Here is a 15,589-nt window from a genome sequence, read left to right on the forward strand (position 1 = left end):
TGTTCGCAACTGACGATGTCGTCAGCAACGTGGATGGAGGGAGCAGCCGTGGGAGATCCGCACAGCGGGCTGCACAGCGAGCACGGTGCGCTCGCGGGTGAGCATCCCGGCCGGGCGGCGAACCCGGTGATCAAGGTGCGCGACCTGGCGTGGCTGGAGTTCGAGAAGCCGGACCTGGAGCGGGCGGAGGTGTTCGCCCGGGCGTTCGGGTTCACTCCGACGCTCAGCACCGGGCACGAGCTGCACCTGCGGGGCACCGACGCCGGCGCGCCGTGCGTGCTCATCCGCAAGGGCGCCCGGTCGAAGTTCCGCGGACCGGCGTTCCTGGCCGCCGCGGCGGGCGACGTCCTGCGGCTGGCCGAAGCCACCGGGCGGCCGGTCGCCCGGCTGCCGGAGACGCTGGGCGGCGTCGTCGTGGACCTACCCGACCCGAGCGGCCTGCGGGTCCGGGTCGTCTCGGACACCTACGAGCTGCCCGCACTTCCGCCCCAGGAACCGCACCAGCTCAACCTCGGCCACGAGGTCCGGCGGGTCAACGCCACGCAACGCCCGCCCCGCGCGCCGGCCCGGGTGCAGCGGCTCGGGCACGTGGTGCTGCAGACGACCCGCTACCGCGCGGCGCTGGACTGGTACCTGAACCACCTGGGCCTGATCGTCAGCGACTTCCTGTACCACCCCGGGCAGCGCGAGCGCGGACCGGTGATGAGCTTCATCCGGTGTGACCGGGGTGCCACCCCGGCCGACCACCACACGCTGGCCATGGTGCTCGGTCCGGCCGACCGCTACGTGCACTCCGCCTACCAGGTCGCCGACCTCGACGCGCTGGCCGCCGGCGGTGAATACCTGCGCGAGCACGGCTACCACCACTCGTGGGGCATCGGGCGGCACATCGAGGGCAGCCAGCTCTTCGACTACTGGCGTGACCCGGACGGGTTCATGGTCGAGCACTTCAGCGACGGCGACCTGTTCGACAACACCCTCGAACCCGGCTGGGCCCCGCTGACCGCCTCCGGCCTGGCCCAGTGGGGACCGCCGGCCACCGCCGACTTCCTCGGCGTCAAGCCGGGCAAGGAATCCCTGCGCGAACTGCGCGCGGTGTTCTCCGCGCTGCGCGAAGACAACGAATTCGACGCCCGGCGCCTGCTGGGCCTGCTGAAAGTGGCCCGTTCATGAGCCTGACCGTCCTGCGCACCGCCGACGCCTGGTACGTCGCCACCCCGGCCGGCGCGGCGAAGATCCCCACGACGGCGACGACCACCGCCGAACTGCTCGCCGACCGCGCGGCGATCGCCGCGGCGGGCCCGTTCGCCGACCGGGTCGAGGACCTCGAACTCGTGTCGCCGGTGACCGCGCCCTGCCGCGTGGTGGCCCAGATGACCAACTTCGCTTCGCACGTCATCGACGCGGGGATGGATCCGAAAACCGTGCCCCTGACGTTCTTCCGCAAGGCGTCCGGGTCGATCAGCGGTCCGTTCGACGACGTCGTCAAACCGGCCCACGTGCGGCTGCTCGACTACGAGGTGGAGATCGGGCTGGTCATCGGCCGGGAGATCCCGGTCGGCAGCGACGTCACCGCGCTGGACGAGTGCGTCGCGGGCCTGGTGGTCACCAACGACGTGTCCGCCCGGGACATCCAGCTGCCCCAGACCCAGTTCTACGAGGCCAAGTCGTACCCGACGTTCACCCCGGCCGGGCCCGTACTCGTGCTCCTGGAAGCCGACGAGCTGAAGCGGTTCGCCGACCTGCGGCTGCGGTTGTCGGTCAACGGCTCGGTGCGCCAGGACGCGGTCGTCGGCGCCGACATGATCCACCGCCCGCTCGAGGCACTGCGGGCGCTCACCCGGTTCCAGCGGCTGGATCCCGGCGACCTGGTGCTGACCGGGACCCCGGCCGGCACCGCGCTGTCGGCGCCGCCGAAGCTCGTCGAGAAGATCGCGGCGCTGCTGCCCCCGGCGCTCAAGTGGAAGCTGTTCTTCAAGGGCCAGGCGAAGAACCCGAAGTACCTGGCCGACGGCGACGTCGTCGAGGCGACGGTCGCGACCGACGACGGCGCCCTCGACCTGGGCACCCAGCGCACGGTCGTGAGGTACCAGCGATGACCGGAGCTTCCCTGTGGCCGCGCTGCGCCGAGCCCGCCGATCTGGCCGCGATCGAGGCCGTCCCGCTGGCCGGACGAGGCCTGCCCGAGTCGACGTACGCCCTGCTCCTGCGGGCCGCCGGCTGGTGGCCGGATCAGCCCGCGACCACCGTGCTGCCGGAGGCGGCGCGGTGGCGGGAACCGGTCCGGCGCACGTTCGGCGAGCTGCTCGCCGACGTCCACCGCTACGCGAATCTGCTGCGGGACCTCGGGGTCCGGCGTGGCGACGCGGTGGCGTTGATGTCGCCCAACTGCGCCGACCTGGTTCCGGCGACCCTGGCCGCGCAGCTCGCCGGTGTCGCGGCCCCGGTGAACGGCGGTCTGTCCCGCGACCACCTCGCCGAGCTGCTCCGCCTGTCCGGCGCCCGCGTGCTGATCACCGCCGGCCCGGAACTCGCGCCGGAGGTCTGGGACACCGCACGAACGCTCACCTCCGAGCTGGACGTCGTCCTCGTGCTGCGCCCGACCGGCGCGGCCGGCGAACCGGCCGCGTTGCCCGCCATCGAGGGGGTGCGTGTCGGCTACCTCGCCGAACTCGCGGCTGCCCACGACGCCGCCGGCTTCGACGGTGAACTCCCGGTGGCGTCGGATCTGGCCGCGTTGTTCCACACCGGAGGCACCACCGGGGCGCCGAAGCTGGCCGCGCACACGCACGCCAACGAGGTCGCCGACGCGTGGATGATCGCGGCGAACTCGCTGCTCGACCCCGGCGCGGTCGTCTTCGCGGCGCTGCCGCTGTTCCACGTCAACGCGCTGGTGGTCACGCTGCTCGCGCCGCTGTTCAAGGGCCAGCACGCGGTGTGGGCGGGGCCGCTCGGCTACCGGGAACCCGCCCTGTACGGGCAGTTCTGGAAAATCGTCGAGCACCACCGGATCGCCGCGATGAGCGCGGTCCCGACCGTGTACGCGGTGCTCGCGCAGTGCCCGGTCGACGCGGACATCGCCAGCCTGCGCTTCGCCATGGTCGGCGCTTCGCCGCTGCCCGCGGCGGTGCGGGACGGCTTCCAGGCCCACACCGGCGTCACGCTGGTCGAGGGCTACGGGCTGACCGAAGCCACCTGCGCCAGCGCACGCAGCTTCCCCGACGTCCCGCGCCCCGGCACCGTCGGCCAGCGCCTGCCGTACCAGCGGATGAAGGTCGTGCACCCGGAAACGGGGGAGGAGCTGCCGTGCGGGGAGACCGGGGTGCTGGCCATCAGCGGCCCCACCGTCTTTCCCGGCTACGTCGTCGGGCGTGACGAAAACGGGTACGTCCTGGACGGGCTCGGCAAACTCCGTGACGGCTGGCTGAACACCGGTGACCTCGCTCGGCTGGACGTCGACGGGTTCGTGCACCTGGCCGGCCGGGCCAAGGACCTCATCATCCGCGGCGGCCACAACATCGACCCGGCGCTGATCGAGGACGCCCTGCTGACCCACCCGGACGTGAGCGCGGCCGGTGCGGTCGGCCGTCCGGACGAGCACGCCGGCGAGGTGCCCGTCGCCTACGTGACCCTCACGCCCGGCGCCACGGCGACCGAGGCCGACCTGCTGGCCTGGGCCGCCGACCGCGTGCCCGAGCGCGCCGCCGTGCCGAAGGCCGTCACCGTGCTCGACGCGCTGCCCGTGACCGACGTCGGCAAGCCCTACAAGCTCGCCCTGCGTGCCGACGCCACCCGCCGGGCGATCGCCGAGGCGCTGGCGGCGTTCGACGGGGTGATCGTCGACGCGGCGATCGAGGACGGCACCGTGGTCGCCGCCGTCACCCTTCCGTCCGAAGTGGACGAAGCAGAGGTGACAGCCACTCTGGCCCGCTACGCCGTCCCGGCCCGCCTGACATCCGAAGGAAAGTCATGATCGTCCTGTCCGTTCTCGTGGCGGCCGTCTTCTTCCTCTTCGGCGCGGCCAAGCTGTTCGCGCTCGCGCCCATGCGGGAACGCGCCGCGCACGCCGGGTTCTCCGTCACGGCCTACCGCGGCATCGGTGCGCTGGAGATCGCCGGAGCCGCCGGGCTCCTGCTCGGGTCGGCCGTACCGGTGCTCGGCGCCCTGGCCGCTGTCGGCTTGCTCCTCCTGCTCGCCGGCGCCGTTGTCACACACGTGCGCAACCGGGACAGTGGCTCCGACCTCGTCCCGGCGCTGGTCTGCGCGGCGCTCGTCGGGGGCTATCTCGTGGTCCTCGGAGTGTCGCTGTGAAGGTGCCCGTCGTCATCGTCGGGGCGGGCCCCACCGGACTCACCGCCGCGGCGCTGCTCGGCCGGTACGGCGTCGAGTGCCTGGTGATCGAGCGGTGGGACTCGGTCTACCCGCAGCCCCGCGCGGTGCACCTGGACGACGAGGTGCACCGCATTCTCGGGCGGCTGGGGCTGGCCGGGGAGTTCGCCGCCCTCTCCCGGCCCTGCCACGGGCTGCGGCTGCTCGACCCGGACCTGCGGGTGCTGGCCGAGTTCCGCCGGTCCCCGGGCGGCGGCCGGCACGGCTACCCGGAGGCGACCATGTTCGACCAACCCGACCTGGAGCACCTGCTGCGGACCCACCTGGAGACGATCGGCACCGTCACGCTGCGCGGCACCACCGAGGTCACCGGTATCCGCCAGGACGGGACCGGCGTGCGGGTCGAGACGACCGACCGCGGCACCGGTGCGTGCGAGACGATCCACGCGGACTACGTCCTCGGCTGCGACGGCGCCAACAGCCTCACCCGGACGGCGATCGGCGCGACGATGGCCGACCTGAAGTTCGAGCAGCGCTGGCTCGTGGTGGACGTCGCCACCACCGCCGACCTCGGCCAGTGGGAGGGTGTGCACCAGGTCTGCGACCCGGGCCGCGCCGCGACCTACATGCGGATCGGGAAGACCCGCTACCGCTGGGAATTCCGGCTGCTGCCCGGGGAGACCGGCGACGGCTTCGGGGACCTCGACCGGCTGCACCCGCTGATCGCGCCGTGGACTCACGACATCCCGGCCGGTGACCTGGAGATCGTCCGCGTCGCCGAGTACACCTTCCGCGCGCGGATCGCGGACCGGTGGCGCGACCGCCGGGTGTTCCTGCTCGGCGACGCCGCCCACCTCACCCCGCCGTTCATCGGCCAGGGCATGGGCGCCGGGCTGCGCGACGCGGCCAACCTGGCCTGGAAGCTCGCCGGCGTCCTCGACGGGACCCTGCCCGCCAGCGCGCTCGACACCTACGAGGCGGAACGCAAGCCGCACGCCCGCGCGATGATCCGGCGAGCCGTGCTGATCGGCAAGGCCATGACCGAAGGCGGCCGGTTCGGCGACCTCATCCGCCGGGTGGTCGCGCCGCGCCTGAACGGCCGCGTCCTCGACAGCGCGACGCCGGCACTGCACCGCTCGGACCTGGTCGTGCGGCCCCGCTTCCGGCGGTCCTTGGCGGGACGGCTGTGCCCCAACGCCCTCCTCGACGACGGAACCCGGTTCGACGACGTCGCCGGCGGCCGCTTCGCCGTCGTCACCACGAGTACGCCGTCGGAGAGCGAGCGAGCCGCCATCCGGGAATCCGGCGCGGTCCTCGTCACCACCCGGCGTTCCGGCGAACTGCACCGCTGGCTGCGTACCGGCGCGGCCGTCGTCCGCCCGGACGGCACGGTGCTGAGCGCGAGCAACAGCCTCTCCCGGTGCCGGTACCCCTGACAAGGAGCAATGATGCCCCGATCCCACCAAGTGCCGGTGTACCGGCCGGACATCTATTCGCCGCAGGCGATCCTGGACCCGTACCCGCACTACGCGAACCTGCGGGAACTCGGTCCGGTGGTGTGGCTGCCCGAACACAAGGTCTACGCGCTGCCCCGCTACGCCGAATGCAAGGCCGTGCTGCTGGACGACAAGACGTTCGTCTCCGGCGACGGCGTGGCACTCAACGCGATCGCCAACCGGCTCTCCCGGGGCACGACCCTCAACAGCGACGGCGAAGACCACGCCCGCCGCCGGGCCCTGGTCGCCCACCGGCTCACCCCCCGGGCGCTGCGCGCGATGCGGGACGTGGTGGAACGCCAGGCGGCCGAGATCGTCGACGCCGCACTCGCCCGGCGCACCGTCGACGGCGTCGAGGTCGCGGCGGCACTGCCCGCCGCGGTGGTCCCCGATCTCGTCGGGTGGCCCGCGGAGGGGCGGGAGAACCTGCTGCGGTGGGGCGCGGCCACCTTCGACATCCTGGGTCCGCTGAACGGCCAGGCGGTGCAGGCGGTACCGGCCGGCCTGGGAATGGCGCGGTTCGCGCACACCGTCGCGAAGCGGCGGAAGGTCCTGCCCGGCAGCATGGGCGACGATCTGCTGCGCGCGGCCGACGCGGGCGAGCTCGCCCACGCCGAGTGCCCGGCGCTGATGATCGACTACCTGGCACCGTCCCTGGACACCACGCTCAGCGCGATCGCGAGCGCCCTGCACCTGTTCGCCACTCACCCCGGCCAGTGGCAGCTCCTCAAGGACGACCCGGGCCTGATCCCCAACGCGGTCAACGAAGTCGTCCGGTTCGAGTCCCCGCTGCGCGCCTTCAGCCGCAAGGTCGCGCGCGGCGCCGAGGTGGCCGGCGCCGCGCTGCCCGCGGGTTCCCGTGTCCTCGTCATCTACGCCTCCGCCAATCGTGACGCGTTGGCGTGGGACGACCCCGACACGTTCGACATCCGCCGGGAAGCCGCCCGCCAGCTCGGCTTCGGCCACGGCACGCACGGCTGCGCCGGGCAGGGCCTCGCCCGCCTGGAGACCCAGGCGATGCTGCGCGCCCTCGTCGCCCGTGTCGACAAGATCGAGCCCACCGGACCACCGGAGTGGGCGCGCAACAACATCATCCACCGCCTCGGGCGGCTCCCGATCGAACTCATCCCGGCCTGAAAGGGGACACGCGGTGCAGATCTCCGCCGACTACGACCGCTGCGAAGGCCACGGCATGTGCGCCGAACAGGCACCCGCGATCTTCGAACTGGACGACGACGCCGAACTCGTCCACCACTTCGAAGGCACTGACATCCCGCCGGAGCAGCTCGCCGCCGCGCGGGTGGCCGTCACCTCGTGCCCGGTCGCCGCGCTGCGGGAGCTCCCGTGACACCACCGCGCTCGATCGTCGTCGCCGCCGAGCACGCCCCCGCGGTCGCCCTCGAACGGGCGCTCGACCTCGCCGAGCCTGGGCTGGTGCTCCCGTTCGCGATGACCGGCGCGTGGCGACTCCCGGAAGCCCTGCCGTGGGAAACCAGGCATGCGGCGACCATCCTCGACGCGGTGCGCGGCCGGGTGCCCGCCCCGTCGGTGCCGGCACCCCTGGAGGCCCTGAGTCCCAGCGAACTGCGCCTCCTGCCGGCCGGCGGCAAAGGCACCCCGGCGACGCCGTCCCGCGGCGCGTGACGGCCCGCGAGTCACAGATCGCGCGGCTGTCCGGTCCTAGCGGGTGTACCCGTCCGTCTAGGAGGTCTTCCCATGTCATTGACCGTGCTCCAGGAGGCGAAACCGCCTTTCGTCCCGGAGGGGGCGCACGCGATGACGATCGTCATCGAGTACCCGCCGGGCGACCCCGGCACCCCGCCGCACCGCCACCCCGGACCGGCCTTCGGCTACGTGCTGGCGGGCGAGATGGTCTTCGAGCTGGAAGGCGAGCCGCCGCGGGTCGTCCGCGCCGGCGAGGCGTTCTGGGAGCCGGGCGGCGACGTCATCCACTACCAGGACGGCAACAACCGCGAGGACATCCCGGTGCGGTTCACCGTCACCATGCTCTGCGAACCGGGCAAGCCGATGGTCGACCTCGTGAGCGAGGACGAGCTGCGCGCGAAGGGATGGTCGCGGAAGTGAAGATCGCCGTCATCGGCGGGACCGGGCTCATCGGTTCCCGCGTGGTCAAGATCCTGACCGCGAACGGGCACGAAGCGGTCCCGCACTCGCCGTCCACCGGGCTCGACCTGCTCAACGGGAAGGGCCTGGCCGAGGCACTGGCCGGCGCCGACGTCGTCGTCAACCTGACGAACTCGCCGACGTTCGACGACGCCTCGCCCGCGTTCTTCCGGACGACCATGGACAACCTGCTGGAGGCGGCGGCCGCGGCCGGGGTCGGCCACGCGGTCATCCTGTCGATCGTGGGCGCCGACCTGGTGCCGGACCTGGTCTACTACCGCGCGAAGGTGCTGCAGGAGGACATCCTCAAGGCGGGGCCGGTGCCGTACTCGATCGTCCGCGCCACGCAGTTCTTCGAGTTCATGGCCGCGACGATGTCCTGGACCTCCGACGAGCACACCGTCCGGCTGCCCGCGACGCGCATCCAGCCCATTGCCGCGGACGACGTCGCCCAGGCGGTCGCCGACGTCAGCATGGGTGCTCCGCTGCGGGGGACGCGGAACGTCGCCGGGCCGGAGGTGTTCCCCCTCGACGAGCTGGGCCGGATCACCCTGGCCGCCCAGGGGGACCGGCGTCCCGTCGTGACCGACGACCAGGCCGGCCTCTTCGCGGCCGCGTCCGGCGACGCCCTCATCGCCGGGGACGGCGCTGTCATCGCGAAGACCACCTACCGGGAGTGGCTGGCGCGGTGAGGAAGACCGGGCCCGCGCGGTTCTCGGTGCGGGCCCGGTCAACCCCGGTGCCAGGGCGGTCAGCTTGGCCGGGTTGAGCACGGTCCACAGCGTGGTGATCCGGGACCCGGCGGTCTCGGCGCCGGCGACCGAGACGGCGCGCGAGGCGCGTCCCCCGGCCTCGTTGATCTCGGTGTAGGCCGCCGGCGCCACTCTGTCGCGAGTGGACAGTTCCAGTCGGGTCGGGGTCGTACCGGGCCATGAACCGCTCGCCGACTGAGGACCGATGTGGCGATCTGCTGCTCGGTCGTGGTCACTTCGCCGGCGGCGGGTTGAGCGGGAGCCAGTCGGCGAACCGGGTGGCTGCCAGCTGCGCGCCGGGGCCGGGCAGGAGCATGTCCTTGTCCAGCAGGGCACCGAAGTAGCGCGCGTCCGGGTCGGTGACGACCTCGCGGGGGTCACCGCGGAAGGCCAGCCCGGTGCGGATCAGCTCGTCGAGCCCGAACTGCTGCGGACCGGCGACCTCGACGGTGCCGTTCAGCGGTGTGCCGGCGGCGACCCGGCCGACCGCGGTGGCCACGTCTTCGGCGGCCATGGGCTGGATGCGGGCGTCCGACAGGCGCACGGTGTTCCCCTCGGTCGCCGCCTGGGCGATGCTGCCCACGAACTCGAAGAACTGCGTGGCGTGCACGATCGAGTACGGCCGCCCGGACTCCTTGATGAGCTTCTCCTGCACGATCTTCGCGCGGAAGTAACCGCTTTCGGCGAGCCGCTCGGTGCCGACGACCGACAACGCCACGTGGTGCCCCACCCCGGCCTTCTCCTCGGCGGCGAGCAGGTTCCCGGTGGAGGTGCGGAAGAAGTCCAGCACGGCGTCGTCGGCGAAGGAGGGCGAGTTCGAGACGTCGACCAGGACCTGGGCGCCTTCCAGCACTTCGGGGAGTCCTTCGCCGGTCAGCGTGTTCACACCCGAATCGGGTGACGCGGGGACCGCTTCGTGGCCGTGTGCGGCCAGCTTCCGGACGAGCTTCGAGCCGATCAGCCCGCTGCCGCCGATCACGACGATCTTCATGGGGTGCCTCTCCTCCCGCGTCCCGGCCGCTCCGGGACGTCGTTCGCCAGCAAGGACCGGACGGGCTCCCGGTTTGTGACAGCCCAGGGTGCGACAAACCGATCGAGGATCTCCGCCGCCAGGACGATGCCGACCATCACGGCTTGTCCGCGAGGGCCTCCCGGGCGGTGGTGCCGCGGAAGCGGGTGAGGCGCAGGCTGTTGGACACGACCAGGCAGCTCGACAACGCCCCGTCGGTGTCGGCCGCCGCTCCGCCATCGGCCGGTCGTGATGTCGGGTTCGATGCCGTGCGCGAGGCGACGGTCCGGGCGGGGCTGGCCGATCCGGTGGAGATCCGGCCGCCGGCCGGCCCCGGCAAGGCCTACGTCGTCGCGCAGGTCGGTCGCAGCTGGCCCGTGCGGGCGGATTCGATGGCCGTCGACCCGGCGACCGGGACCGTCACCGACACGCTGGAGTTCGCGGACTACCACCTCGCGGCCAAGCTGAGCACGTGGGGGATCGACGCCCACATGGGCTTCCTGTTCGGTGTCTGGAACCAGATCGTGCTGACGGTGCTCGCGGTCGCGCTGATCTGCGTGATCGGCTGGGGCTACCGGATGTGGTGGCTGCGGCGCCCGACCCGGGGCGAGGCGAAGTTCGGCCGGCCGCCGGCACGCGGTACGTGGCGGCGCGTCCCGGGCCGCGTGCTGGCGCGCGCGCTGGTTGTCGTGGCCGTGGTCGGCTATTACCTGCCGCTGTTCGGCCTGTCGCTCTTGGGTTTCCTCATCCTGGACGGGCTGCTCGAGCTGCGTCGGCGAAAGGTGCCGGCATGATCACCGCCGAAGGTCTGCGCTGGATCGTCACCGCGCTGTTCTTCCTGACCGGCGCGTTCTGTGCCTACCGCTGCCTGCGGGCGGGGAGCGCTCGCGACCGGGCAGGCGATGTGCTGCACGTGGTGATGTGCGCGGCGATGGTCGCGATGGCGTGGCCGGCGACGACGAGCGTCGCCCGGTGGCCGCAGACCGTGTTCTTCGCGCTGGCCGCCGTCTGGTTCCTTCGTGATGCCCCGGGCGATGGGCGCCGTGGCGGGCCCCGGCGGCACCGTGGAGATGCCGGGGATGGCCGGCATGTCGATGTCCGCGCCGGCGGCGGGGAGCGCCGCCCCGCTCGATGTCACGGTCGTCGCGCTGGTGCTCGTCGTCGTGTTCGTCGTGGCGGGGCTGGGGTTCCTGGCCCGGGCGATCGACGACGCGCGAGCCTCGCGGCCGGCGTTGCGGTCGCTGGGTGGGGGAGCGAACGGGGTGATGGCGCTGGGCATGGGGCTGATGCTGCTGACCATGGCTTGAGTTCCCCTGTCCTCGGCCAAGCGTCCGATGAGGACACAGCCGATCGCCAGACCTGTGGCTGTCGTTGCGGTGAGCTTCTTTCACCGCAACGAGTTCAGGAACTCCGCGCCGAAGTCGTGATCATCGTCATCGTCGTCGACGTCCGGGGCCGGTTGCGACAGGTCGAGCGCCGCGAGTGCGGCGATCTCCGCCCGGGTGCGGCCTTCGGCCCCGTCGACGGCTGCCTGTCGTTCGGCTTCGGGGAGGGCGTTCCACGCGTCGATCTCCGCGTGTGCCGTGCGGAGGGTCGTTTCGCTCAGGTAGGACCGGTAGAGCAGGTCCTCCGGCTTCGCCCGGCCGGCCAGGACGTCGCGGGCGAAGTCGGCCAGGTCGCCGTCGCCGCGAGCCAGCAGGACCAGCTGGTTGTGCCTCGCGCGCCGGCCCTGCTCGGTGCGCCACGGTGAGGTTTCCACGTCAGGTCCCCGGGTGCTTGTAGGGTTCGCCGGGCCAGGCCTGGGCGGCGATTTCGCCGTTGCCCGCCACCAGCTCGGACACCGACGCGACCGTGTGCGCCAGCGTGGTGAGCGTGTCGATGGCGGCGCGCAGCGGGCTGGCCTCGGCCAGGATTCCGGCGATGGCTTGCCGCACGGACTCGCCGTCGCCGAGGCCGACGATGCCGAGCAGGGCCAGCTCCAGGGCCTTCCCGATCTTCAGCACCTTGCTGAGCGCCGAATCCAGCAGGGACTCGAGGGCGATGTCGAGGGCCTGCATGGCGTCGTAGGCCGCGCGGGCGAAGTTCTTGATCTTCCAGCCGGCGGCCGTGCAGAACTTGGCGTGCGCGGCGCACGCGTACGAATAGTCGGTGAGCCACGCGCGCGCGGCTTCGCCGGCGTGCCCGGTCCAGCGGTCCTGGATGCCGAGCCGGCCGCGGTCGATGTTCTGCTTGATCTTGCCGAACGCGAGCCCGGTGTCCTCGAACACCATGCCTTGGCGCAGCAGCAGGTCCCAGTCGCCGGCCACCAGCTTCTCGACCAGCGTCAGCAGGTCGGTTCCGACGATCTTCGTCAGCAGCCCGCGCACCGGCCCGGAGATCGAGGCCCCGCCCGCGATCTTGTCCGCGATGCGCTGCAGCTCGATGTTCCAGCCGCCGAACGCGTCCTCGGCCGGGTTGAGCGACCCCGGGTACGGCTCGAGGGTCCGGGGGTTGAGGGACGCGTTGTCGAAGTCGGTGAAGGCCGCGGCGGTTTCCGGGGAGACGACGTCGTCGGCGGCGATCCGCTCGGAGTGCGCGTCCGGGTAGGACCGGTCGGCCTTCGCCGCGGCCTCGTGGTCGGTCTCGCGGTACAGCTTGGCCACGGCGACGAGCGCGGTGTCGAAGGCGTCGGCCAGCGACTCGGCCTTGCGGTCGTTGGCGAGGCAGAGCGCCTGCCACTGGTCGAGCGGCTGGGCGAGGAGGTTGACCAGCAGCCCTTCGCCCAGCTCGTTCGGGCCGTCGGTGGCCGCCGCCGCGTAGAGGCCGGCCGCGGAGCCCGCCCGCCCGGCGAGCGCGCCGAGCTTCCGGATCGCGTCCGGGTCGGCCTGGAAATCGGTGCTGATGGTCGTTCCTCCGGGGTGCGTGTTCGGGTGAGGGGTTCACGCTCGACCGGCCGGAACGGTTTAGTGTCTCCTCGACCGCAGGACCCCTCGTCTTCGGCCACCGCGACCTCGCAGACCCCCTTTCCGCGGTCGGAGAGCACGGCGGCGACCACCCCGCTCGCCGCGACGGCGGCCGCGGCCAGCGTCCCGGGGCAGGCCTTGCCGAGCGCGGCCAGCACCGCCGCCACCGTGGCCGCCGCGACCAGCAGCCACCACCCCCGCCACCGGACCCACCAGCTCCGAAGCCCGCGCATGGCAACCCTCTCCCGTTCGGCTGCCGGCAGCTTTTCAGCGCGCCGCAGCCGCGGCAAGACGCCGTTTCGGGCTTTCCGCCGCTGGGCCCGGAGAGCCGCCCGAACGCCGCCACCGGCGACTACCACCGCACGGTGTACTTCCGTTTCGACGGGTGATCGCGACAGCGGCGACTATCGTCGGAACCAGCGCCGTCGCTTCGGGTTTTCCGCGGGGCCGGTCGGCCGCAGTCCCAGTCTTCCGGTCAGGAAGAAGGTTCCGGCCACGATGTTGCCGCGTGCGGGTGGCCGCTCGAGGTCGGTTGTCGCGATCGCGACCCCGAGTTCGATCGCGGCGATGGTGCGGACCCGGATCCGGTGGAACGCCGTGCCGGTCGCGGTGTTCACGGGCGTCTCGACCTCGATGACTTCGCCGGCGAACAGCGCGTGGGCGGAGGGCGTCCAGCCGGAGGAGGGCTCTGCGAGCGCGAACGTTCCGGACGGGATGAAGTGGTCGGCGGCGAACTTCGGCTTGTCGTCGTCTTGGGAGGCGAAGTACGCCTCGGCGTCGGCGTGCACGGTGACGTCTTCGGCCAGAGCCGCCAGCACCAGGGAGCCGCTCTCGAGCCGCCCGCCGAAGTGGGCGAGGACCGCCCGGTCCTCCAGTTCCACCGCGATGGGGCAGACCAGCTCCCCGTCGACGCCGTCGAGGAGGTCGAGCATCGCGGTCTCGTCGTCGACGAGGCGGACGTCGCGCACCGGTACCGGGGGCGTCGCCCCGGCCAGGCTCGGCAGGAGGAACTCGATCTTGCCGGTGCGGATCTGGGCGACCAGCCGGGCGCCGGAGGGATCGGTCCAAACCTGCTCGCTCGTCTTCGCGGTGATCTGCCGCGCTGTGCCCGCGCCGATCAAGGAGACCACCCGCTCCCTGAAGTCCTCCTTGCTGGTGACGCGGATTCCGATTGCCTCGAAGTGGCTGGACACGATTTCCCCCTGTTTCACTGTCCACTGGAGACTAGCGCCCGGCCGGAACGAGGTCATCTGGTTTGCCCGCGGCAGTGGAGGGTGCCGGGCCTACGGAGTCAGGGCGCGGCGCCACTGGCCGGTGACGCTTCGGCGCAACGCCTCGGTGTCGACGCTTTCCGGATCGAGCAGTCGCTGCAGTGCGATCCCGCGTAGCTGCCCGACGACCGCGGTCGCGACCTCGTCCGCGCTCGCATCCGCGTCGATGGTGCCGTCCGCGATGCCGGCCTCGATGTCTTCTCGCAGGTCCGCGCGGAAGGCGGTGTCCCGCTCGCGGAAGATCGGGGCCAGGTCCGGCTGGGTGGCGGCTTCCGCCCACAGCAGCAGGAAAGCCTGGTTGAACACGCCGATCCGGCCGAGCTCGCCGAGGTAGCCGTCGATCAGCCGCAGGAGGCGGTCGAGACCGGGTGGCAGGTCCTCCAAGCCCGGGACGAACCCGGTTTGCGTGGCCCGCGCCAGCCGTTCGACCAGTGCCTGCTTCCCGCCGAAGTGGTGGGTCACGATGCCGCGGCTGTAGCCGGCGCGCTCTCCGACGCGGGCGAGTGTCAGTGAGCGGACGCCCTGTTCGACGACGAGTTCGGCGGCGGCGGTCAGCAGGGCGGCTTCGGCCTGGTCGCGGCGTTCCTGCTGGGTGCGGCGGGCGGGAGGCATGGGCAGAGCGTAGCAAATCAACTTGCGTGTTGTTCAACAAGTATGTGTACAGTGGGGTCCCAGGAGGTACTGATGATCGAAGTCGAAGAACACGCCCTCGACGCCCTGCTCGCCGACGACCCGGGCGGCCCGGTCGTGATGCTCAACCTGCTGCGGTTCCGCCCGGACGGCGGCCGCGAAAGCTATCAGCGCTACGCCGAAGCCCTGCGCCGCGAACTCAACCCCCGCTACGGCCTGAAGGTCGAGTACCTCGGCACCGGCGGGCCGGCGCTCGTCGCCGAGGACGGGCAAGCGTGGGACATGGTGGTGCTGGTCCGCTATCCGGACCGGCGGGCCTTCGCCGCCATGGTGCGCGACCCCGAGTACCAGGCGATCACCCACCTGCGCACCGAGGCACTGGTGGAGGCGGTCCTGCAGCCGACGACGCCGGTGGCGGTCTGATGCCCGCGGTGTTCGTCCACGGCAACCCGGAGACGGCGGCGGTGTGGGATCTGCTGCTGGCGGAGCTCGCGCCGTCGCGTTCGGATCTGGTCTGCCTGTCGCCGCCCGGTTTCGGCGCACCGATGCCCGCCGGGTTCGGTGCCACCCGCGCCGACTACCGCGACTGGCTGATCGGCGAACTGGAAGCGCTCGGCGAGCCGGTGGACCTGGTGGGCCACGACCTCGGCGGCGGGCACGTCGTCAACGTCGTGCTGAGCCGCCCGGACCTCGTCCGCAGCTGGGTCAGCGACGCGCTGGGGATGTACGACCCGGGCTACGAGTGGCACGAACTCGCCCGCCGCTGGCGGACGCCCGGCGCCGGCGAGGCCGACGTCGCGGCGCGCTTCGGCGGCACGGTGGAAGCGCGGACAGCGGTGCTGGTGGAGCGGGGGATGGGCCGGGCCGTCGCGGCCCGCGTCGCGGCGGGGCAGAACGAGGCGATGGGGCGGGCGGTGCTGACCGTGTACCGGTCCGCCGGCGAGCCCGGGCTGGGCTTGCCGCTGGAACGCGCGGCGGTCCGGCCGGGGCTCGCCATCCTGGCCACGGCCGACCACGTGGTCGGGACCGAAGCGCA

General features: G+C 72.3%; 18 protein-coding genes and 1 pseudogene. 14 read left to right on the forward strand and 5 right to left on the reverse strand.

Features of this window, described 5'->3' with window-relative positions:
* Positions 1-48: 48 nt before the first annotated feature.
* The 10 genes from ABFJ78_RS46830 to ABFJ78_RS46875 all read left to right on the forward strand — a co-directional run bounded on the left by ABFJ78_RS46830 (position 49) and on the right by ABFJ78_RS46875 (position 8,641).
* On the forward strand, positions 49-1,173 hold the full coding sequence (locus tag ABFJ78_RS46830; protein WP_436393937.1) for a VOC family protein: 1,125 nt from the start codon (positions 49-51) through the stop codon (positions 1,171-1,173).
* Positions 1,170-2,099, forward strand: a complete 930-nt coding sequence (locus tag ABFJ78_RS46835; RefSeq protein WP_436393939.1) for a fumarylacetoacetate hydrolase family protein — start codon at positions 1,170-1,172, stop codon at positions 2,097-2,099. The genes ABFJ78_RS46830 and ABFJ78_RS46835 overlap by 4 nt, the downstream gene beginning before the upstream one ends.
* Positions 2,096-3,973, forward strand: a complete 1,878-nt coding sequence (locus tag ABFJ78_RS46840; protein WP_436393940.1) for an acyl-CoA synthetase — start codon at positions 2,096-2,098, stop codon at positions 3,971-3,973. Before ABFJ78_RS46835 ends, ABFJ78_RS46840 begins: the two co-directional genes overlap by 4 nt.
* A complete protein-coding gene (locus tag ABFJ78_RS46845) occupies positions 3,970-4,311 on the forward strand; it encodes a DoxX family protein (protein ID WP_436393941.1) in 342 nt (113 codons plus the stop codon). Before ABFJ78_RS46840 ends, ABFJ78_RS46845 begins: the two co-directional genes overlap by 4 nt.
* 2 nt (positions 4,312-4,313) lie before the next feature.
* Positions 4,314-5,765, forward strand: coding sequence for a bifunctional 3-(3-hydroxy-phenyl)propionate/3-hydroxycinnamic acid hydroxylase (locus tag ABFJ78_RS46850; RefSeq protein WP_436393960.1), 1,452 nt, complete (start codon positions 4,314-4,316; stop codon positions 5,763-5,765).
* Between the two features lie 12 nt (positions 5,766-5,777).
* On the forward strand, positions 5,778-6,962 hold the full coding sequence (locus tag ABFJ78_RS46855; protein WP_436393942.1) for a cytochrome P450: 1,185 nt from the start codon (positions 5,778-5,780) through the stop codon (positions 6,960-6,962).
* A 13-nt stretch (positions 6,963-6,975) separates the two neighbouring features.
* A complete protein-coding gene (locus tag ABFJ78_RS46860) occupies positions 6,976-7,173 on the forward strand; it encodes a ferredoxin (protein ID WP_436393943.1) in 198 nt (65 codons plus the stop codon).
* Positions 7,170-7,469: a hypothetical protein gene (locus tag ABFJ78_RS46865; protein ID WP_436393944.1), complete on the forward strand. Its 300-nt coding sequence runs from the start codon at positions 7,170-7,172 to the stop codon at positions 7,467-7,469. Before ABFJ78_RS46860 ends, ABFJ78_RS46865 begins: the two co-directional genes overlap by 4 nt.
* A 72-nt stretch (positions 7,470-7,541) precedes the next feature.
* Positions 7,542-7,910 (forward strand): cupin domain-containing protein, encoded by a 369-nt coding sequence (locus ABFJ78_RS46870; protein WP_436393946.1) that lies wholly within the window; start codon positions 7,542-7,544, stop codon positions 7,908-7,910.
* Positions 7,907-8,641, forward strand: coding sequence for an SDR family oxidoreductase (locus tag ABFJ78_RS46875; protein ID WP_436393947.1), 735 nt, complete (start codon positions 7,907-7,909; stop codon positions 8,639-8,641). The genes ABFJ78_RS46870 and ABFJ78_RS46875 overlap by 4 nt, the downstream gene beginning before the upstream one ends.
* A gap of 292 nt (positions 8,642-8,933) precedes the next feature.
* Here ABFJ78_RS46875 and ABFJ78_RS46880 read toward each other — a convergent pair whose 3' ends face one another.
* Positions 8,934-9,692: an SDR family oxidoreductase gene (locus ABFJ78_RS46880; RefSeq protein WP_436393948.1), complete on the reverse strand. Its 759-nt coding sequence runs from the start codon at positions 9,690-9,692 to the stop codon at positions 8,934-8,936.
* 200 nt (positions 9,693-9,892) lie between these two features.
* On the opposite strand from ABFJ78_RS46880, the gene ABFJ78_RS46885 reads away from it, so the two are divergent.
* Both ABFJ78_RS46885 and ABFJ78_RS46890 read left to right on the forward strand, forming a co-directional pair.
* Entirely contained in the window at positions 9,893-10,504 is a 612-nt protein-coding gene (locus ABFJ78_RS46885; RefSeq protein WP_436393949.1) for a PepSY domain-containing protein, read from the forward strand.
* 146 nt (positions 10,505-10,650) lie between these two features.
* Positions 10,651-11,017, forward strand: a pseudogene (locus ABFJ78_RS46890) (DUF5134 domain-containing protein).
* 80 nt (positions 11,018-11,097) lie between these two features.
* Here ABFJ78_RS46890 and ABFJ78_RS46895 read toward each other — a convergent pair.
* The 4 genes from ABFJ78_RS46895 to ABFJ78_RS46910 form a co-directional block, all read right to left on the reverse strand.
* Positions 11,098-11,469: a hypothetical protein gene (locus ABFJ78_RS46895; protein WP_436393950.1), complete on the reverse strand. Its 372-nt coding sequence runs from the start codon at positions 11,467-11,469 to the stop codon at positions 11,098-11,100.
* Between the two features lies 1 nt (position 11,470).
* On the reverse strand, positions 11,471-12,352 hold the full coding sequence (locus ABFJ78_RS46900) for a hypothetical protein (RefSeq protein ID WP_436393952.1): 882 nt from the start codon (positions 12,350-12,352) through the stop codon (positions 11,471-11,473).
* A gap of 704 nt (positions 12,353-13,056) precedes the next feature.
* Positions 13,057-13,845 (reverse strand): hypothetical protein, encoded by a 789-nt coding sequence (locus tag ABFJ78_RS46905; RefSeq protein WP_436393953.1) that lies wholly within the window; start codon positions 13,843-13,845, stop codon positions 13,057-13,059.
* Between the two features lie 90 nt (positions 13,846-13,935).
* Positions 13,936-14,535: a TetR/AcrR family transcriptional regulator gene (locus tag ABFJ78_RS46910; protein WP_436393954.1), complete on the reverse strand. Its 600-nt coding sequence runs from the start codon at positions 14,533-14,535 to the stop codon at positions 13,936-13,938.
* A 72-nt stretch (positions 14,536-14,607) separates the two neighbouring features.
* Between ABFJ78_RS46910 and ABFJ78_RS46915 the strand changes: the two genes are divergently transcribed.
* Positions 14,608-14,976 (forward strand): DUF1330 domain-containing protein, encoded by a 369-nt coding sequence (locus tag ABFJ78_RS46915; protein WP_436393955.1) that lies wholly within the window; start codon positions 14,608-14,610, stop codon positions 14,974-14,976.
* Positions 14,976-15,589, forward strand: a 614-nt coding sequence (locus tag ABFJ78_RS46920) for an alpha/beta fold hydrolase (protein ID WP_436393956.1), incomplete at its 3' end; no start/stop codon positions are given. The genes ABFJ78_RS46915 and ABFJ78_RS46920, both read left to right, overlap by 1 nt.

Origin of the sequence: Amycolatopsis sp. MEPSY49 (assembly GCF_051337345.1) — a bacterium.
Lineage (GTDB): Bacteria > Actinomycetota > Actinomycetes > Mycobacteriales > Pseudonocardiaceae > Amycolatopsis.